This window comes from Ruegeria sp. D6, from assembly GCF_056534365.1.
The window spans coordinates 1,265,715-1,285,882 of sequence record NZ_JBQFPH010000001.1 but is presented as its reverse complement, the minus strand read 5'-3'; the positions used below and the strand labels follow the sequence as shown (position 1 = coordinate 1,285,882).

15 protein-coding genes are annotated in these 20,168 nt (G+C 57.5%); 5 read left to right on the top strand and 10 right to left on the bottom strand.

The window, feature by feature from the left end; genetic code table 11:
- Nucleotides 1-70: 70 nt before the first annotated feature.
- On the top strand, nucleotides 71-1,648 hold the full coding sequence (gene glpD / locus ACR0A1_RS06390) for a glycerol-3-phosphate dehydrogenase (RefSeq protein ID WP_480866878.1): 1,578 nt from the start codon (nucleotides 71-73) through the stop codon (nucleotides 1,646-1,648).
- 79 nt (nucleotides 1,649-1,727) lie between these two features.
- On the opposite strand, the gene ACR0A1_RS06385 is transcribed toward glpD, so the two are convergent.
- The 3 genes from ACR0A1_RS06385 to metG all read right to left on the bottom strand — a co-directional run bounded on the left by ACR0A1_RS06385 (nucleotide 1,728) and on the right by metG (nucleotide 8,056).
- A complete protein-coding gene (locus tag ACR0A1_RS06385; RefSeq protein WP_170626018.1) occupies nucleotides 1,728-4,865 on the bottom strand; it encodes an efflux RND transporter permease subunit in 3,138 nt (1,045 codons plus the stop codon).
- Nucleotides 4,865-6,046, bottom strand: coding sequence for an efflux RND transporter periplasmic adaptor subunit (locus ACR0A1_RS06380; RefSeq protein ID WP_170393332.1), 1,182 nt, complete (start codon nucleotides 6,044-6,046; stop codon nucleotides 4,865-4,867). Before ACR0A1_RS06380 ends, ACR0A1_RS06385 begins: the two co-directional genes overlap by 1 nt.
- Before the next feature lie 291 nt (nucleotides 6,047-6,337).
- Nucleotides 6,338-8,056 (bottom strand): methionine--tRNA ligase, encoded by a 1,719-nt coding sequence (metG, locus tag ACR0A1_RS06375; protein WP_480866689.1) that lies wholly within the window; start codon nucleotides 8,054-8,056, stop codon nucleotides 6,338-6,340.
- Nucleotides 8,057-8,266: 210 nt separating this feature from the next.
- On the opposite strand from metG, the gene ACR0A1_RS06370 reads away from it, so the two are divergent.
- The 3 genes from ACR0A1_RS06370 to ACR0A1_RS06360 all read left to right on the top strand — a co-directional run bounded on the left by ACR0A1_RS06370 (nucleotide 8,267) and on the right by ACR0A1_RS06360 (nucleotide 11,825).
- Nucleotides 8,267-9,193 (top strand): hypothetical protein, encoded by a 927-nt coding sequence (locus tag ACR0A1_RS06370; protein ID WP_480866688.1) that lies wholly within the window; start codon nucleotides 8,267-8,269, stop codon nucleotides 9,191-9,193.
- A gap of 206 nt (nucleotides 9,194-9,399) precedes the next feature.
- Nucleotides 9,400-10,116, top strand: a complete 717-nt coding sequence (locus tag ACR0A1_RS06365) for an OB-fold-containig protein (protein ID WP_170393710.1) — start codon at nucleotides 9,400-9,402, stop codon at nucleotides 10,114-10,116.
- A gap of 35 nt (nucleotides 10,117-10,151) precedes the next feature.
- Complete coding sequence (locus tag ACR0A1_RS06360; RefSeq protein ID WP_480866686.1) at nucleotides 10,152-11,825, top strand: flotillin family protein; 1,674 nt, start codon at nucleotides 10,152-10,154, stop codon at nucleotides 11,823-11,825.
- A 31-nt stretch (nucleotides 11,826-11,856) separates the two neighbouring features.
- On the opposite strand, the gene ACR0A1_RS06355 is transcribed toward ACR0A1_RS06360, so the two are convergent.
- The 7 genes from ACR0A1_RS06355 to ACR0A1_RS06325 form a co-directional block, all read right to left on the bottom strand.
- A complete protein-coding gene (locus ACR0A1_RS06355) occupies nucleotides 11,857-13,080 on the bottom strand; it encodes an MFS transporter (protein ID WP_480866684.1) in 1,224 nt (407 codons plus the stop codon).
- An 80-nt stretch (nucleotides 13,081-13,160) separates the two neighbouring features.
- Complete coding sequence (locus tag ACR0A1_RS06350; RefSeq protein WP_480866682.1) at nucleotides 13,161-13,757, bottom strand: YceI family protein; 597 nt, start codon at nucleotides 13,755-13,757, stop codon at nucleotides 13,161-13,163.
- On the bottom strand, nucleotides 13,754-14,968 hold the full coding sequence (locus ACR0A1_RS06345) for an MFS transporter (protein ID WP_170510795.1): 1,215 nt from the start codon (nucleotides 14,966-14,968) through the stop codon (nucleotides 13,754-13,756). The genes ACR0A1_RS06350 and ACR0A1_RS06345 overlap by 4 nt, the downstream gene beginning before the upstream one ends.
- A 43-nt stretch (nucleotides 14,969-15,011) precedes the next feature.
- On the bottom strand, nucleotides 15,012-15,638 hold the full coding sequence (locus ACR0A1_RS06340; RefSeq protein ID WP_223118162.1) for an ImuA family protein: 627 nt from the start codon (nucleotides 15,636-15,638) through the stop codon (nucleotides 15,012-15,014).
- 49 nt (nucleotides 15,639-15,687) lie between these two features.
- Nucleotides 15,688-16,269, bottom strand: coding sequence for a retropepsin-like aspartic protease family protein (locus ACR0A1_RS06335; RefSeq protein ID WP_480561666.1), 582 nt, complete (start codon nucleotides 16,267-16,269; stop codon nucleotides 15,688-15,690).
- A 41-nt stretch (nucleotides 16,270-16,310) separates the two neighbouring features.
- A complete protein-coding gene (locus ACR0A1_RS06330; RefSeq protein WP_170393323.1) occupies nucleotides 16,311-16,931 on the bottom strand; it encodes a MarC family protein in 621 nt (206 codons plus the stop codon).
- The gene (locus tag ACR0A1_RS06325; RefSeq protein ID WP_480866679.1) at nucleotides 16,928-18,781 is read right to left on the bottom strand and encodes an ABC-F family ATP-binding cassette domain-containing protein; all 1,854 of its coding nucleotides are present in this window, start codon (nucleotides 18,779-18,781) and stop codon (nucleotides 16,928-16,930) included. Before ACR0A1_RS06325 ends, ACR0A1_RS06330 begins: the two co-directional genes overlap by 4 nt.
- Nucleotides 18,782-18,886: 105 nt before the next feature.
- Here ACR0A1_RS06325 and ACR0A1_RS06320 point away from each other — a divergent pair, with 105 nt between their 5' ends.
- On the top strand, nucleotides 18,887-20,089 hold the full coding sequence (locus ACR0A1_RS06320; RefSeq protein ID WP_170405251.1) for a multidrug effflux MFS transporter: 1,203 nt from the start codon (nucleotides 18,887-18,889) through the stop codon (nucleotides 20,087-20,089).
- The last annotated feature ends 79 nt before the right edge of the window (nucleotides 20,090-20,168 follow it).

Here is a 20,168-nt window from a genome sequence, read left to right as displayed (position 1 = left end):
TAAAGTTGACGATACGAACCATCATGCTGCTAATGCGCTTGAAACTGCCACGTTGGGGAATCAATTGGATATGTCATCGGACAGCAGCCAAGTTACCGATCTTTTTGTGATCGGCGGGGGTATAAATGGGTGCGGTATCGCACGTGATGCGGCAGGTCGGGGCCTATCGGTCACCTTGGCTGAAATGAACGATCTTGCCTCGGCGACGTCGTCAGCCTCGACCAAACTGTTTCATGGCGGGCTACGGTACCTGGAATTTTTTGAATTTCGTTTGGTGCGTGAAGCGCTGGTCGAACGCGAGACCTTACTGCGCGCTATGCCCCATATCAGTTGGCCCATGCGTTTCGTGCTGCCCTATCACGCCGATATGCGTTTTGACTCTGAAACGCCGACCTCACGGTTGCTCAGTACGGTGATGCCATGGATGCGCGGGCGTCGTCCTGCGTGGCTAATACGGCTTGGCCTTTTTTTGTATGACAATCTGGGCGGTCGCAAAATCCTGCCGGGTACACGTTCGCTGAACCTGCGCGCGGCACCCGAGGGGGCTCCGCTGCAAGACAAATTTGAAACCGCCTATGAATACTCGGACTGCTGGGTCGAGGATTCGCGGCTGGTGGTCCTGAACGCCCGCGATGCCGAGGCACGTGGTGCCAAGATCATGGTCAGGACCGAGGTTCTTTCGGCTGAGCGGATCGATGAACTGTGGCAGGTTACGATTCGGGATCGGGATAGCGGCAAGACCGAAACCGTCCTTGCGAAGATGTTGATCAATGCGGGCGGACCTTGGGTCGGTGACATCATCCAGACCAAGATCCGGGTCAATTCCCGAGAAGGCGTCCGTCTGGTGCGTGGCAGCCATATCGTGACACCCAAGCTGTTTGACCATGACAAGTGCTATTTCTTTCAGGGCGAAGACGGGCGCATCATCTTTGCGATCCCGTACGAGCAGGATTTTACCTTGATCGGAACCACGGATCAGGATCATTCTGACCCCTCCGAGCCTCCGGTATGTACCGAAGCCGAGCAGGAGTATCTGTGCGCTTTCGCATCGAATTACTTCGCGAAGCCCGTTACCCGTGAAGATATTGTCTGGACCTATTCAGGCGTCCGTCCGCTATATGATGACGGCGCAAGCAGTGCCACGGCGGCTACCCGCGATTACACGCTGAAAGTTGATGCCGAGAGCGGGGCTCCGGTGTTGAATGTCTTTGGTGGTAAAATCACCACCTACAGACGCCTCGCGGAAAGCGCGCTGGAGAAGATTGGAGAGCATTTCCCGGATATTGGCGGACCATGGACCGCAGGCGTCCCATTACCCGGCGGGGATTTTCCGGTCGACGGCGTGCAGGATTTGATCGGAAAATTGATAGCGGAGTACCCGTTCCTGACCGATTTTTGGGCCCGTCGATTGATCCGGGCCTATGGCACCGAGACCTGGGACCTTCTGGGTCCGGCAAAGGATCAGAGCGATCTGGGTGACGATTTTGGCGCGACGTTGACCGAGGCGGAACTGGTTTGGCTGATGGACAAGGAATACGCGCGCACCGCTCAGGATGTCGTGTGGCGGCGCAATAAGCTGGGTCTAAGGCTCAGCCTCGAGCAGATCGGCCGGATAGACGACTGGATGGTCAAACGGTTAACTGACTAGCGCGCGGATCGGTTGATCCGTGCAAAAAAAAGAAACGCCCCGCAGATGTGCGGGGCGTATTTCGATTTCAATGCCGGCCCTACGCAGCTTCCTCTGACGGTTCCGGATCGTTCTTGCTGCCTTTGACCCACTCGCGCAGGCTCTGCATCACGGCGTAGAGCACGGGAACCAGAATCACCCCGAACAGCGTCGCAGCCAGCATGCCGCCGAACACGGCGACGCCGATGGCCTTCTGGCTGGCAGCTCCGGCCCCGTTCGCGGCCAGCAGGGGAACCACGCCCAAAAGGAAGGACAGGGCGGTCATCATCACAGCGCGGAAACGCTGATATGCGGCTTCGGCCGCGGCCTCCTTGATTGACAGCCCCTTGGCCCTTTGCTCCATCGCGAATTCGACGATCAGAATCCCGTTCTTTGACGCAAGCCCGACAAGCATGATCATCCCGATCTGCGTGTAGAGGTTGATGTCGCTGCCAACGATCGCCACCGCTGCGACGGCACCGAACAAGGCCACGGTCACCGACATTAGGATCGAAACGGGCATCGTCCAACTTTCATATTGGCCGACAAGGAACAGGTACCCAAACAGGATCGCCAACCCAAGGATCACCACGACCAGACCGCCCGAGGCCAGCTGCTGCTGCGCCGTTCCGGTCCATTCATAGGCATAGCCGGGGGGCAGGGCGGTCGCCGACTCCTCGGTCATGACATTGATGGCGTCCCCGGTGGAGAGCCCCGGTGCCGGAACCGCTGTTACAGTGGCCGAGCGGAACAGGTTATGCCGCTTTAGCAGGACCGGACCCAGCACGTTCTCGATATCGATCAGCGTGCCAAGCGGCACCATCTCACCTTTGGTGGAACGTACATAAAGCTCCGAGATATCATCGACCTTATTCCGGTATGACCCTTCGGCCTGGATCATTACGCGATAGACACGACCAAACAGGTTGAAGTCATTCACGTAATACGAGCCAAGCTGCGCTTGCATGGTCTGGAAAATCTCGGCCACCGAGACTTGCAGGGTTTTGGCCTTTTCCCGATCCAGATCGACAAACAATTGCGGCACGTTCGCGCGGAAGGTGGTGTAGGCCTGCGCGATCTCAGGACGCTGGTTTGCGGCATAGACATACGACCCAACGGCCGAGGCCAGATCCTGCGGCGAGCCGCCACCGGTCTGCTGCACTTCCATTTCAACCCCTGCAGACATACCAAGGCCCTGAATGGGTGGCGGGTTGAACGCAACAATCGATGCGGCAGACTCACCATATGCAATCGCCAGAACCTGGTTCAGGATCGCATCCGCGCTGAGCTCGGGTTCCTGCCGCTCTTCCCAGTTGGTCAGGTTGACAAAGATGGCTGCGCCATTGGTAGTGGTCCCGTTCAACAGTGAGAACCCATTGACCAGAACGGTGCTGGATACGCCGGAGATCTGTTGAATCTGTTCATCGATCCGCGCAGAAACCGCCTCGGTCCGTTCAAGCGTCGCCGCATCGGGAAGCTGGATATCGACGAACAGATATCCGTTGTCTTCCAGCGGAATGAACCCTTTGGACGTGTTGCCCATAATGGTCCCGGTGCCTGCCGCGAAGGCCGCGATGATCCCAAGCGAAATGACCGGCAGGATCAGTAGCTTCCGCACAATGGCGACATAGCCGCTGCGCATGCCGCCGATAAATCCCTCGAACACGGCCAGCAGCCCCTTGGGCGGTCCTGAACGCGCCCGCAGCACCAGCCCGCAAAGGGCCGGTGAAAGCGTCAGAGCGTTGATCGACGAGATCACAACAGCGGTCGAGATCGTGACGGCAAACTGCGAATACAATCGCCCGGATATGCCGGGCATGAACGTCACCGGCACGAACACGGCCAGCAGTACCAACGTGGTTGCGATCACAGGGCCGGTGATCTGACCCATGGCTTTGCGGGTCGCTTCGGCAGGGGATAGGCCTTCGTCGGCGATGATACGCTCGACGTTTTCCACCACAACGATGGCGTCATCCACAACGATCCCGATGGCCAGCACGAGCGCGAACAGAGAGATTGTGTTCAGCGACATGCCAAAGGCCAGCAAGAATGCAAATGTCCCGATCAATGAGACCGGAATTGCCACTGCAGGAATGATCGTCGCCCGCCAACTGCCAAGGAAGATGAACACAACTGTGATCACCAATATGAATGTCAGGATGAGGGTCGAGACCACGTCATTGAGCGACTGTTCCACGAAATCCGTCGTATTGAATGGAACATCGTATTCGACATCTGTGGGAAAGGACCGTGACAGGCGCTCAAGTTCAGCCTCAACACGTTCGGATACCGCAAGGGCGTTTGCGCCGGGGGCCTGATAGATGCCGATAACGGTCGCAGGAACGCTTTCGAAATAGCCCGAGGCGGAATAGAACTGCGCCCCCAATTCAACCCGCGCAATGTCTTTGACGCGCACAATCGCACCGGCTTCGCCTGTACGGATTACAATATCTCCGAATTCATCGGCCGAGGTCAGGCGGCCTTTGGTCTTGATCGTGTACTGAAAGGTTTGTCCTTCAGGCACAGGAGGCGACCCGATTGAGCCCGCAGAGACTTCGATATTCTGTTCGCGGATGGCATTGATCACATCACCCGGAGTGATTGACAGCGCGGCCATCTTGTCCGGATCCATCCAGATCCGCATGGCGTATTCCAGATTGGTCAGAACATCCGCTTTACCCACGCCCTGAACTCGCGCCAGAGCGTCTTTCAAGTTGATTGAGGCATAGTTCGACAGGAACACACTGTCATATGTGCCATTGGGCGAGGTCAGCGTGACCAGCAACAACATGTTGGTTGACGCTTTTTGCGTGACAACACCGGATGAAGTCACTTCGGACGGCAGCGATGCCATCGCCTGTGCCACACGGTTCTGTACGTTGACCGAGGCGATATCGGGGTCGGTGCCCACCTCGAACGTAACGTTCAACGAATACGAGCCGTTATCCGATGAGGTCGACGTCATGTAGATCATGTCGTCCACACCGTTGACCTGCGCCTCGATCGGGGCGGCCACGGTGTTTTCCACGGTTTCGGCATTTGCACCTGTATAGGTGGCCGTTACGCTGACCACCGGCGGCGTGATATCGGGAAACTGCGCAACCGGCAGAACCAGATAACCGATCCCGCCCAAAATGGTCAGGACCAGCGAAATGACAAGCGCCAGCTTGGGCCGGCTGATAAACAGGGCTGAGAACATCAGTTATTCTCCGGCTGCTCGGACGCGACGACTGCATCAACGGCGACGCCGGGGCGCACGCGTTGCAGGCCTTCGACGATGACGCTTTCGCCTTCGCGCAGGCCATCTGTGACGATAATCGCCGAGTCCACGGTATCTCCGGTTGTGATGTAGCGCTGTTCAACCATCTGCTTGTCATTGACGACCAGAACGAATTCGCCGCGCTGATCACGCTGCAGCGCTGCTTGAGGGATCAATACCTGCAGCGTCGGCTCAAGCGCTTCGATCTGAACGTTCACGAAGGCACCATCAACGAGCAGACGCTTGGCATTGTCGAATTGAGCCGTGATCGTAATGGCGCCGGTCAGTGGATCAATGCGGTTGTCGACAAAAATGATTTCGCCGGTTTCATCCAGCTCAGTACCATTCGGCAGAGTCACATGAACATTCGGGCTTTGGCTGCTTTCAGCTAGCGTGGCCGGGTCTTCACCAAATTGTTCAAGAACCGACGTGAACTGCTTTTCATTCAACGAAAAATTCACATAGATGGGGGCTTCGCTGACCAGGGTGACAAGCGGCGGATTGTTGGGGCCCACAACATCACCGACACTGGTTTCCACGCGGCCGATGCGGCCCGAAAACGGGGCGTGGATCTGTGTGTAGCTCAGATCAAGCTCGGCCTGTTGGATCGCTGCATTGGCGGCTTTGACCTCGGCCTCGGCGACCAGTTCATTGGCTCGGGCAATGTCACGTTCTGATTCCGGTGTAGCGTCGCGCTTGTACAGCTCTTCCTTGCGGGCGAGATCGACTTTGGCCAGTTCAAGGTTTGCCTGCGCCCGGTCCAGATCGGCTTTACGCGCCTCAAGCGTGGCTTCGTAAAGATCCGGTTCGATCGTGAACAGCAGGTCATCCTCATTCACCGGAGAGCCATCGTCGACGTTCTGGCTGTCCAGGAAACCACTGACGCGCGCGATAATATCGACCTTGTCGATTGCCTCGGCCCGTCCAATGAAGGTGGCCTGATCGGTGATCTCTTCGGTATAAGCTGCGGCGATCGACACCTTGGGCGCAGGGGCATCGCCCTGATCCTGCGCGACCGCTATCTGAGGCAGGCTGGAACATGCAAACAAAGCGGCAGAAACGCCTAGTGCCCTGAAATAGCCGCGTGGGCGGAGTGCTGGCTTCTTAAATGCAAGGGACATGTTGGCGCCTCGTTCAAAGTAAAGATTGCACAACCGGGCAACAGAAACCCCCGGATGAGTCGATTGATTTTATAGGCAGGATGGCGGGTTTGACGCAGTTTCTCAAGCGTGTTGAGGTAGTGCGTTGGCAAGAATCGACCCGAAATTTCTTTCCAGTCTGCAGACTTAGCCTGCATCCGCAGGCGTTTATCTGCCCGATGTCAATTGGGGCGGGCGAATTTTCTCTGCCAAAAACCAGCAGCGGAGACGTTTCAGGGCTCCGCTGCGGCATTCATAAATCGAATTTTGTTGTTATTCACGCGTTCCCGCAAACCGATTCTGCCAGTCTTCGCGCTGTTCGTCCGTGATTTTGGCAAACAGCACGTCGGGAACCGAAAATTCATGGCCAGCGGGCAGGGCGCGCAGCGCGGCATCGATATCTTCGGGCCAGCTGGTATCGAGTGTGTTCATCGCACTAAGCATTTTTGCAGACGCATCGGGAATGAACGGCGCGCTCAGAACTGCATAGAGGCGGATCAGGTTCAGCCCCAGCCGCACCTGCGCCGCAGCCTGTGCAGGATCTTCCTTAAAGGTAGACCATGGTGCGGCAGCCTGCAGATACTCGTTGCCCGCGACCCAGATCGCTCGCAGCTCTTGCGCGGATTTGCGCACTTCCATCGCTTCCATGTGGCCTTCGTAGGCACGTACTCGTCTAGTAAGCTCAGCAATCAGGGTCTGTTCACGTTCGCCATACGCACCACCTTCGGGCACTGCTTCACCGAATTTCGAGCGGCAGAACTTAGTGATCCGGCTGACAAAGTTACCCAGAACATCCGCAAGATCTTTGTTCACCGACTGCTGGAAGTTCTCCCATGTGAACTCGCTGTCGCTGCTTTCCGGCGCATGGCTTAGCAACCACCAGCGCCAGTAGTCGGCGGGCAGAATGTCCAGCGCCTGATCCATGAACACTCCACGGCCCTGTGAGGTCGAGAATTGGCCACCGTCATAGTTCAGGTAGTTGAATGATTTCAGGTGGTCGACCATCTTCCAGGGCTCGCCCGATCCCAGAATGGTGGCCGGGAAAGACAGGGTGTGGAAGGGCACATTGTCCTTACCCATGAACTGAACGTAACGCACATCTTCTGCGCCTTTGTCGGTGCGCCACCAACGTTCCCAATCGGCATCAGACTTACCATTGGCGTCGGCCCATTCCTTGGCGCAGGCGATGTATTCAATGGGGGCATCGAACCAGACATAGAAGACTTTCCCTTCCATCCCGGGCCAATCTTGATCACCTTTCTTGACTGGTACACCCCAATCCAGATCGCGGGTAATGCCGCGATCCTGCAGGCCGTCGCCATCATGCAACCATTTCTTGGCGATCGAGGTTGTCAGGATCGGCCAGTCTGTCTTGCTGTCGATCCACGCGTCCAGCTGATCTTTCATTGCGGATTGACGCAAATACAGATGCTTGGTCTCACGCACCTCAAGATCGGTCGAGCCGCTGATCGCGCTGCGAGGCTCAATCAGGTCGGTCGGGTCCAGTTGTTTGGTGCAGTTCTCGCACTGGTCGCCACGTGCGCGATCATAGCCGCAATTGGGGCAGGTGCCTTCAATATAGCGGTCGGGCAGAAAACGGCCATCGGCGTTGGAATAAACCTGCTTTTCGCTGACTTCCCGGATCAGCCCGGCCTCATCCAGTTTGCCAGCGAAATGTTGGGTCAGTTTATGGTTCTGATCGCTGGACGAGCGGCCAAAGTGATCAAAGCTCAGGCCAAAGCGCTTGGCAATATCGGCCTGTACTGCGTACATGTCAGCGCAATATTCAGCCACCGGTTTGCCCGCTTTGGCGGCGGCCAGCTCGGCCGGGGTGCCGTGCTCGTCGGTTGCACACAGGAACATGACCTCGTTGCCCCGGCCGCGCTGATAGCGAGCGTACAGATCGGCAGGCAATTGCGAGCCGATCAGGTTGCCGAGATGTTTGATCCCGTTGATGTAAGGGATCGCCGAGGTGATGAGAATTCGGGCCATAATGCGCTTCCACGTATCTGTCTGCGCGCCCGTCTACCTTATGTGGCCAGTAAGCAAAAGCCCGCATTCATACCCGCTTGAATTTAACGGGTATTACTACGCGACTTCGTGCATTCCCGAGAGTTTGTGTCGCGTTCGTCAGCGATTTCGCACCGTGCGTACCAATGGTGTATGATGATCAGGAGAACCCAGCTTAGGGGGAATTTCATTATGCAGAGTTTATGGATGGGCTGCTGTGCCGCCGTTGCAGCTATTGTATTTACCTCCAGCGCCATCGCCGACCAGAGCGCCACAGATGATCCGGTGCACGCTTTTGACCACGCTATGCTCTCGATCTTTCACCGTGGCCAGGATGCACTGACGGCTGAAACCCGGCCCGTCATGATTATCGCACGTGATGTCACGGTCATGACCGAAGACGGAGAGGCGAGCTATCCAAGGGATGCGCCAACCTATCAACATCTGAAGTCCACGTCGCATGTTGTGTTGGGATTGATCGGGGCGGTGACCCCATGGCCTGATGAAAATACCGATGATGAGCGCTGGAAGGCGGAGTTTGCAATTATCATCAATGAGATAGATGTATTTCTTGCGACATTGGGCGAACTGGGCATGACCGAGGGCGACTTGGCGAGCCAGCGCAAAATGCTCGAAACAGCCCGGGCATTTGCTCAAGGTGCACTCGACAAGGATCAGATCACACGTGAAGCGGTTTCGCAGGTGATCAACGACATGCGGCCCATCTGGGCAGAGAATATGGAGAAATCTGCACGTGCGGAGTTGAACGCACTTCATACCGCCGTGTCCGATGCACGCGCAGCCATAAGCAAAGAGGAGTGGGCCAAGATGTATGTGGTGCATCACGGCGGCTCGAGCGTCAAAGACGTCAATGTCGTGCTACTGTACCTACAGCGCGTGATGCCGGAAAAGGTTGCTGCCGGGCAGGTTCTGTTCGCTGAGAACGCACACGGGAACGACGCGTTGGCCGGATACGCCGGATACGTTCGAATGCAGAGGCATGTTGGTGCATGGGTGTTCGGAGACCCGGAACGGATGCGGGTTGACCTGCTGGGATATGAGGCGGGATCAATCCTGGATGAAATGATCCCGGCACCACCGCCAAAGCCCACCGATTAGAGAATTACTCCAGCAGATGTGAACAGGTGATACGTTTCGCACGGGCGAAAGAAATTGAGCTTAATGTCATGGTTGCAGATTGTAACTGACATTTGGATGTAAATAACCTCAGGTTGAAACACAGAATCACAACCTCTTGAAATTGTAGCAATGACTTCCCATTTAAAATGTATACAAAAGTATACAATAACGAGGGCAATCTGCTGATGTTTGACTTTTTACTAGAGGGCGCATTTGTGCCCTTTACCTTGGCGCTTGCGCTTCTGTTCGGTCTTCTGGGCCTTGAACTGATCGCATTGGTTTTCGGGGGAAGTCTTCTGGCAGGCGAGGGCGAGGTTGATCTGGACATGGTCGACGCGCCCGATCTGGACGTCGTCGACTTTGATCTGGATATCGACGCCGACATCGATCTGAGTGACTTGGAACTGGCCGAAATTGAAACCGATGTGCCTGCGGCTACGCCCGTCGGCCCGTTTGGCTGGTTGGGCATTGGCAAGATGCCATTCATGATCTGGCTCGTTGTGCTGCTGGCTGGTTTCGGCCTGAGTGGCATAGGCCTGCAACTGGCGCTGCGTGATCTGCTGGGCTTTGACTTACCTGCATGGTTGGCCGCGATTCCGGCCGGAGTATTCGGCCTATGGTTCGCACGTGGCTTTGGTGGTGTCTTCGCTCGCCTCCTGCCCAAAACCGAAACCGAAGCGATGTCGGAACGGATGCTGGCCCGCCGCCGTGGCGTGATCACTCAGGGTATCGCATCGCGAGGCCGTCCAGCCGAAGTCCGCGTTATGGATCGCTTTGGCAACACGCACTACCTTCGCGCAGAGCCGTTGCAGGACAAAGATGCGCTGGAGCAGGGAACAGAAGTCCTTGTTCTGCGTGATCGACGGCGCGACCGGTTCGTTCTGGTTCGCATGTCAGTTTAACCAAAAAATCTTAACCCCAATCCGGAGGATATTGCATGGAACTATCATTCCTGGCCGTTACAGTTGTGACTATTTTAGCCGTACTCTTGTTCATAGGCCTTGTACTTGGCCGCCTTTATCGACGCGCCACGCGCGAGATCAGCCTGGTGAAAACCGGCGCGGGTGGCAAAAAGGTCATTATGGATGGCGGCGTCATCATCGTACCGTTGCTGCACGAAGTCAGCCCGGTCAACATGAAGACTCTGCGCCTTGAGGTGCAGCGCAGCGGTGAGGCCGCGCTCATCACCAAAGACCGGATGCGTGTCGACGTGGGTGTCGAATTCTACGTCTCGGTGATGGCGACTGAAGAGGGCATCGCGCGCGCCGCGCAAACGCTGGGTGATCGCACCTTTGACGTCGAGCAACTGCGTGAGATGATCGAAGGCAAGCTGATCGACGGTCTGCGTGCCGTGGCCGCTCAGATGACCATGGATGGTCTTCATGAAAACCGCGCCGACTTTGTGCAGGAAGTGCAGAATGCGGTGTCCGAAGACTTGCTGAAGAACGGTTTGTCGCTGGAATCGGTCTCGCTGACTGCGCTCGACCAGACGCCGTTTGAAGCGCTCGACGAAAACAACGCCTTTAACGCCGTGGGTATGCGCAAGCTGGCCGAGGTGATTGCCATATCCAAGAAAGAACGCGCGCAGATCGACGCCGAGGCCGAGGTTGAGGTGCGTCGTGCGGCGATGGAAGCGGAGCGTCAGAAGTTGCTGATCGAACAGGACGAACAGCAGGCACGCATCGAGCAGGCGCAGAAGGTGGAAACTCTTCGTGTGGCGCAAGAGGCGGAGATCGCTGCGCGAACTGAAGACTCGGTACGCGAAACCGAACGCGCCCGGATTGCCCGTGAAGAGGCCATTCGTTCCGCCGAGATTGAGCGCGAGCGCAAGATCCGCGATGCTGAGATCGCCAAAGAGCGTGAGATCGAAGTGGCGGAACAGGAACGCCAGATCATCATCGCGCAGAAATCCGAAGAGGAAAGCCGTGCGCGCGCATCCGCCGATCTGGCTCGAGCCGAGGCGACCAAAGCAACCGAAGCCGTGGCAACGGCGCGCGAAGTGGCCGAGGCCGAGCGTCAGAAGCAGATTGTTCTGATTGAAGCCACCCGTGAGGCCGAACGCCAGGCGACCGCGATCCGTTTGTCAGCGCAAGCCGAGAAAGAGGCCGCCGCAGACCGAGCCGAAGCCCGCCGCGAGGAAGCGCAGGCCGAAGCAGACGCGCTGAACATTCGCGCCGAGGCCAAGAAGAACGACATGCTGGCCGAGGCGGAAGGTAAGCGTGCGATCGTAGAGGCGGACAACGCCCTGTCACCTGAGCAGATCCGGATGAAGGTCGACTTGACCCGCATTGAAACCATGCCCTCGATCATCTCGGAAATGGTCAAACCGGCCGAAAAAATCGACTCGATCAAAATCCATCAGGTTGGTGGGATCGGAGCTGCCAATGGTGGTGGTGTTTCAAGCGGTGAAAAGCCGGTTGTCAATCAGGCGTTGGATTCGATCATGGGAATGGCCGTGCAGATGCCAGCGCTCAAGAAACTGGGCGAAGAGCTTGGCTTGTCCATGGAGAACGGCGTTGGGGGCGTGGTGAACGGTGCGCTTGAGAGCACCGTGGACCCAGATGAGGTGGTCGACGCGGTCGAGGACAACGGGCCAGCGGTCCAGCAGTAAAACAGAAGGGCCGGGATTTCCCGGCCCTTTTTCATTGCTTTTCGCGAGAACCCTTGAGCAGCCTGCCGATGGTAAAGGATGTGCGCGGTGCATAGACATAATTCGTCCGTTTCTCGGGCGTCGGGCGCGAACGCATACGGGCGAGGCCAAAGACAATAAGAAACACATGACCCAATGCAACAAAAGCAAACAGGGCTCCGGGGCCGAATTGCTGGATCAACGTGGATGAGATGTAGGGCGATGCAATCGCCCCCAGCGCGTACCAGAACATCAAGGCCGCTGCCAATTCAACGCGTTGTTCGGTCGTGGCAAAATCATTCGCATGGGCCGAGGAAACCGAGAAAATCGGAAACGTGGTCAGGCCAAAGAACCCGGCGGCCAGCATAACGCCGACCGTTCCAGTTCCGCTAGCCAACATCGTGACACTGCAGCTTAGCACCGCTGCCACGGATAGCCAGATCAGCACCCAGCGTCGATCATACTTGTCTGCGAGCCAACCCAAGGGGTACTGGGCCAGTGCGCCGCCCAGAACGAAAGAGGCCAGAAAGAAGGCAATCTGATCTACGCCCAATCCGACCTCCTGACCGTATACCGGGCCGACCATGCGCAATGATGCCGAGCTAAGCGCAGCCACGATAACGCCCGCCACAGCCAGTGGTGAGCTGTGCCAGGCCAGCTTGGGACGCAGGCGCGGGGTGTCCGGTGTCTTGGGTTGGCTGGCGCGAGTTAGGGCCAGCGGCAAGATCGATGCACAGCATAGGATCGCAAGCAGGTTGTATGAAACGTAAGAGGCGGGTGGCAGAACAGCAATGATAAGCTGTGCACAAAGCGAGGCCCCCATATCGGCGATACGATACGTACCCATCGCGCGCCCACGGGTTTCGTTGGTGACCTTGGCGTTCAGCCAAGCCTCGATCACGGTGTAACAACCGGCGACACAGGTGCCCGACGCGATACGCAGCGCGGCCCAGACATAAGGGTTTTCAGTCAGCGTATGCCCCAGCAACCCCATCGCGCCCAAAGCGGTGCAGACCGCAAATGCGCGCGAGTGCCCGACGCTGCCCATAAGCCGCGGAGCCCACCAGCAACCAACAAAGAACCCAATGAAGTGCGATGACCCCAGCAGACCGATCTGTTCGGTCGAAAAATCAAGCGTCAGCCCCGAGATTGCATCCAGCGGACCGACACCGCCCGTTGAGAGCTGCAGCAGAATGACCGAAAGAAAGAGGGCGGCAAATGAAATGATCGTACGCATGATAGGTGCAACTTGACCTTGTCGCCACGAAATGCGCGCGCCTAATCGACGCCCTGACGTCGTTTTTTGCCTTTTTGTGGTTAATCCTGCCGGATGATTTCGGCGTGGATGTCCAGGCCGATCGTGGGTTGTACAAGATCAGGATATCCAGACGCGCCAAACTCATTTCGATTGATCGCCCCCTCTAGCCGGATGGACAGGGTGTCCAAATCATCCACCGCGCTTCCCGGTCTTCGATACAGGTTGGCGCTCAAAGTCACCGGGCGCGTGATACCGCGCACTGTCAGATCGCCGGTCACGGTTGCACCTTCCGAGATACGGCCAGTGGGTCCCAACTGAATCTTGGTCGTGATGAAACGGATGGTGGGGTATTGGGCAGCGTTCAACACACTTTTTCCCAACATCGGACCTCGGGCAAATGGTAGGTTCGTCCGCGCCCGGGTCACGTCCAGCACGACATCGACCCGGCTGTTTTGCAAGCGATTGGTATCAATCAGAATTTGGGCCGACTGTACTGGCATCGTGCCCGTCTGAAGCGCGCCGGACAAATCATAGGTGAAGCCAACGGAACTGCGCGATGCTGCCAGCGCATATGGGGTGAGGGCGGCCATCGCTGCCCGTGCCATTGGTAACGCGCAAAGGCTTGCAATCAGGCTGCGTCGGGTAAGGTTCCTCATGCCATCGCCGTGCGACCGCGCGGGCGCGAGCGTTTCATGAGCATCAGCACGATTGCGATGTTCAGCCCGTTCCAAAGGATGCCATTGATGAAAGCAAGCTGATAACTGCCAGTCACGTCATAGATCCAGCCCGACATCCAACCACCCAGAGCCATGCCGAGGATAGTCATCATCATAACAAAACCCACGCGCGCACCGGCCTCTTGCGGGGGCATATATTCACGTACAATCAGCGCGTAGCTGGGGACGATACCACCCTGGGCCAGCCCGAATAGCATGCTGACGACATAAAGCGAAACCATCCCATCATAAGGGAGAAACAGGAACAGAGCGATACATTGCAGGACCGAGCCAATCAGCAGTGTTGAAAGCCCTCCCAACCGGTCCGCGACAAGCCCCGAGATGATGCGGCTAACCACGCCGCCCAACAGCATCAGAGACAGCATCTCGGCCCCAACGGCTGGGCCATAGCCCAAGCCCACACAATAGGAGACAATATGGACCTGGGGCATCGACATGGCCACGCAGCAGCCGATGCCAGCCAGCCCAAGGATGTACTGCAGGGCGCGGGGTGAAAAGCCGACGCTTTGTGCTTTGACCTGTGCTGCCGCTGCTGCCGTGCCGTGCGCCTCGACGGGGACCTGTCTGCGCAAAAGCAGGGACAGAGGAATGACGGCGACCAGGGTGATGACGGCGAGACTCAGATAAACCTGCTGCCACCCGTCGCGCTGCAGAATGCCCGACAGCAGCGTGGGCCATATCGCGCCAGACAGGTAGTTGCCACTGGCCACCAGTGCCACAGCAATCCCTCGCCTGCGCATGAACCAATGCGAGATATCGGCGATCAGTGGTCCAAATCCGATTGACGTACCGAGCCCCAGCAGAAGATGCGCAACCGACAGCAGCGCGATATTCGGCGCAAGGGTTGCCAGCAGATAGCTTACCGCACTCAGCACAGCGGCGCCGATCAACGCCATTGTCACGCCCAGTCGGTCCACCAGCTTGCCCAGCCACATGTTGCCGAAGGCAAAGCCGATCATGGCGAGCGTATAGGGCATCGACGCTGCGGCTCGGTCCGCGCCAAACTCGGCCTCGATGGCGGGCATGACGACGATCACAGCCCACATACCCACATTGACCACGGTTGCGATGGCCAGGGTGATCAGCAGGCGAAGCCACGAATATCGGCTGTCATGGATCGGGTGTGTCATGCCGGCACGCTAGGGGGCAAGTCCGGTTTTGGCCAGTCACAAGTTATGTGATCATCGGGGCGTCTTCGGATTTGATCTGCTTTAACTGCAGTCCGGAATGAGGAGCAGCCCGCGTCACGTGCCAACTGGCCGGGGGCAGGGCGCGGGCGCGGCGGCGGGTCAGACACCAACTGCAGGCCTCGTGCCGATAGGTGGGCACCATATGCCAGCGCGTCTCAATCCCCTGTGCGCCACCATCGTCAGGCGTCAGCAATAGCCCCAGCGGAGCCTGTCCCGATATGCCGCCCTGTTCGGCAGCCAGATGCATTCGCCGGACCGGGGTCAGACCCGGCGGGCCGGGCAAATCGCCAATGACCAACGGGGCGGCACCGCTGCGCAAGGCTTCTTCCATGCACCACAACAGGTCTTCAGGTTTGTCAGGGTGGATCAGCAGAAACCGGGACGGATCGGCAAAAGGCAGCATGCCCTCGGGATGCAGCTGCGCCACCTCCCAAGCCGGGGCAATCCACATCACTGGCCCTTGAGTCTGCCCCGCCACCCACAGAGCAAAGCTACGCCGGGCAGGGCCGCAGGCTTCGTGTACACGGGCCAGTTGCAGACTGATCTGTGGGTGCAGGGCCACCCCGGGTGGGGTGCGCGCGGGCTTGCGGCCAAGAAGATTGGTGGACATGCTGATCAAATTAGCATGTTCTCATTTTGTTCTCAATTGGGGAATGCGGTCAACGCGACAGGATTAGACGCCCATCTGCGAACTGGATGTTCGAAAAGCGGTGCAGATACGCCATCCCTAGCAAGGATTGACCCAGATCGCCTTCATTGACCGAGGCCAGGATACCGCGATCGGTGATGGGACCCAAAGACAGGCTGTCCAGCCGGACCGGCGCCGTACGCACAATGCCATTGGCCGTCGAGGCGCGGCCGAGATAGTTCAATTGATCCGTATCGATTCCAATTCGTTCGGCATCTTTCGGGCTGATGACGATATTGCTGGCCCCGGTATCGACCAGAAAGGTCACCGCTGTGCCATTCACCAGCATTGGTAAATAGTAGTGTCCATCATAAGAGCGGGGCACTTCAATCCGCTGATCAGTTACGGTCAGTTGCGGGGTCGGGCTGACGGTTGAACGGATGTCATCCCACAATCCGACAACGGCAATGACACCGATAAAGATAAACACCCAAGCCGCGACCTGCTGCATGGTTTTGCCCAAAGACTGACGGTTCTGAGTGATAAACCACATCAACAGGGCCGCACCCAGCAGAACCAGATAGGTCAAGCGCCCAATATCGTAGCCGTCCATTCAATCACCCGAAATCAGTTGTCTCATACCAATATGGTGTTTCACGAGGCGAAACCAAAGGCTTTGAGGCCATCAAGAATGAACTGAACCGACAGTGCAGCCAGCAGCATACCCAGCAGCCGTGTCAGCACGTTCAGCCCGGTCTTACCTAGAATACGGGCGATCATGCCTCCGGCCAGAAAGAACACAAATACAACCAACATGACGGCAAGCATAACAGCGCAGGCCGCTGCGATCCCAGGGACGCCCGGGTTTTGTCCGGCCAAAAGAATGATTGTTGCGATCGATCCGGGGCCCGCGATCAGGGGGATGGCCAAAGGGAACACCGAAGGGTCAGAATGATCTTCTTCCTCGGCGCGGTCCTCGCGGCGTTTGGTACGGCGGTCGAACAGCATGTCCAGCGCAGTCAGAAACAAAAGCGCGCCACCTGCAACGCGGAAGGCTTCCATCGAGATGCCGACGAATCCAAGAACCGCTTCACCAAAAGCGGCAAAGGCGATCAGGATGAAAACCGCGGTCAGGCAGCTGCGAATGGCAATCTTACGGCGTGTGGCCGCATCCATGTCCTGCGTCAAGGCAACGAAAATTGGCGTGGTTCCGAAAGGGTCGATCACCACAAACATCGTGGTGAAAGCCGTTATGAAAAAGGCCATGTCGATCATGCTGCGCTCTCTGCCTGTTCCAACCGTTCTGCGGCGGCGACCCATAGGGCTTCAGCCTTTTGCATGGCTTCGACCACCTCGGCGAATTTGCGGTTCCAGGTTTCCAGATCGTTGATCCGGTCATCTTCATAAAGCGCAGGATCCGCCAGCTTGGCAGAAAGCTTGTCGTGCATATTGGTCAGTTTCTCGACCCGGTCTTCGCATTTGCGCAGATCCGCACGCAGGGCCAATACGGTCTCGCGTGACGCACGTTTGGGTTTGGGCGCCTGTAGTTTATCTTTGACCGGTTTTTCGCGGGCCAGCAAAAGAGCGCGATAGGCTTCAAGATCGCCATCGAATGGCTTCACGGTACCATCCGAGACCAGCCATAGCCGATCAGCGACAAGCGACAGTAGATGCATGTCGTGGCTGACCAAGATGACCGCGCCGGAATAGGCAGTCAGTGCCTCGACCAACGCTTCGCGGCTTTCGATGTCCAGATGGTTCGTCGGTTCGTCAAGGATCAGCATATGCGGCGCGTCGATGGTAGCGATCAGCAGCGACAAACGCGCTTTTTGCCCGCCAGAAAGACGCCCGACTAACGTTTCCGCCTGATCCGCGTTCAATCCGAACCCCGCCAGACGCGAGCGCCACTTGCCGGGCGCCTCATTGGGGCGTAGGCGGCGCAGGTGATCCAATGGTGTTTCGTCAACATGCAGCTCATCTACTTGATGCTGCGCGAAATAGCCGATGCGCAGCTTGGAGCTTCGGGTCATTTTACCCGCCATCAGGGGTAGGCGGTCAGATAGCAGTTTCGAAAGGGTCGACTTGCCCTGACCATTCTTGCCTAGCAGAGCGATGCGATCATCCTGATCAATACGCAGGTTCAGTCGTCGCAGAACCTCGGTCTCACCATAACCGGTCACGCCTCCTTCAAGCTGAATGATCGGTGGCGACAGCTCTTCTGGCTCGGGGAATGAAAAGGCGCGCAAAGCCGCCTCTTGCGGAGTTGAAACCAGTTGGATGCGCTCGATCATCTTCAAACGAGACTGTGCCTGTACGGCCTTTGACGCCTTATAGCGGAAACGATCCACGAAACTTTGCAGATGTGCGATGCGGGCCTTGGCCTTGGCGTTTTCCGACTCTGCTTGTGCCAGACGTTCAGCGCGACGTTCGGCAAATTTGTCGTAGGGAACCGCGTAATAAGTCAGCTTGCGATCTTCGAGATGCAGAATTGATCCGACGGCGCGGTTCAACAACCCCCGGTCGTGGCTGATGATGATGACGGTGTGAGGGTATTTGGCCAGATAGCTTTCAAGCCACAACGCACCTTCAAGGTCCAGATAGTTGGTCGGTTCGTCCAACAGCAACAAGTCAGGCTGCGAAAACAGTACGGCCGCCAGCGCCACCCTCATGCGCCATCCGCCCGAGAAATCCGAACAGGGTTTCAGCTGATCCTCATCGTCAAAGCCCAGTCCTTTGAGGATCGAGGCTGCCCGAGCCTCAGCCGACCAAGCATCAATATCAGCCAGCCGTGTCTGGATTTCAGCAATCCGGTCCGGATCTGTCGCGCTGTCTGCTTCGGCCATCAATGTGCTGCGTTCCACATCCGCAGCCAGAACCGTGTTGATCAGCGAGACATCCGAGGATGGCACTTCCTGCGCCACGCCCCCGATCCGCGCGCGTTTTGGCAGGGATATATTGCCTGATTCCAGCGACAGCTCGCCCCGGATCAACCGAAAGAGCGTCGTCTTTCCGGTACCATTGCGCCCGACAAGGCCGACCTTGTGGCCATCGGGAATGGTCGCGCTGGCCTCGTCGAACAGAGGACGGCCTTCAACGGCGTATGTGATGTTCTCGATCCGTAGCATGAGGCGCTCTTATCAGAGCATCCAAGACGCCGCCAGAGGTCACCATGTTCAAGCCAGAAGCAATGTGTTAGCGCTGTTCCGGTTCGTCTTCCAAACGGTTTCGATATGCGTGCGGCTCAATCTCCTCCGACCCTGATAACGCTGATCTTTGCAACGGCGCTCTCGGTTCTGACACTGAATATGTTCCTGCCGTCGCTGGCGCATATGAGCGAAGATTTCGGCGTGGATTATGGCCTGATGAACGTGGCCGTCGCAGGGTACCTATTTGTCTCGGCGGTCTTGCAGTTGATCGTCGGGCCGCTGTCGGATCGCTACGGGCGAAGACCTGTCTTGTTGATCGCGATGGTCATATTTGTCGCCGCATCAATTGGATGCGTCTTAGCCGAGTCAATCTGGGTTTTCCTTTCGTTTCGGATGATTCAGGCGGCGGTGGTGGCCGGGCCGGTGCTGTCGAGTGCTTCGATCCGCGACCGATATCCACCAAACGAGGCCGCCAGTAAGCTCGGCTACGTCGCAATGGCCATGGCACTGGCACCGATGCTCGGGCCAATGCTGGGCGGCGCGCTGGATATGCTTTTTGGTTGGCGGGCCGGGTTCGTGCTGTATTCGCTGCTTGGGGCAGGGGTGCTGTTGCTGCTTTGGGCTGACATGGGTGAAACCAACACCAACCGCTCGTCGACTTTCGCGGCGCAGATGCGGGAATACCCGCATTTGTTCCGCGCGCGTAGGTTCTGGGGTTACGCCTTATGCGCCGCGTTCTCCATCGGCGGTTTTTTTAGTTTTATCACCGGCGCGCCTCTGGTCGCCGCAGCCTGGTTCGACCTGAGCCCAGCAATGCTGGGTCTGGGCATCGGTATCATCACGGGCGGGTTTATGGTCGGCAACTTTGTTACCGGGCGCATCGCAAAGCGTACCCAGCTGACGACAATGATCTTGTTCGGTCGGGTCGTGGCCTCGGTTGGGCCATTTTGCGGGCTGCTGCTGTTCATCGGCAATATGGGCTCGGTCTGGGTGTTTTTTGGATCCGCCATCTGCGTTGGTTTCGGAAATGGTTTGACCAATGCAAATGCCTCGGCCGGGGTGATGTCGGTACGTCCGAAACTGGCCGGCAGTGCGGCTGGATTATCAGGCGCCTTGATCGTGGCATTGGGGGCTGTCTTGACCATGATGACCGGGACGTTTGTAAGCCCTGAAAACGGGCCATATCTGGTGCTGAGTATGATGTGCGGCAGCAGCTTTGCTGGTCTTTTGGCAGTGCTCTATGTCCGCCGGTTGGATCGTACCGACCCACTGCCCGAGGCGATCTGAGTGATAAACGATCATAACGCTTTTCATGAGGCAAATACCATGTTAGGCGGCGCGCGATGGATTTCGGCGCGGGTATCGC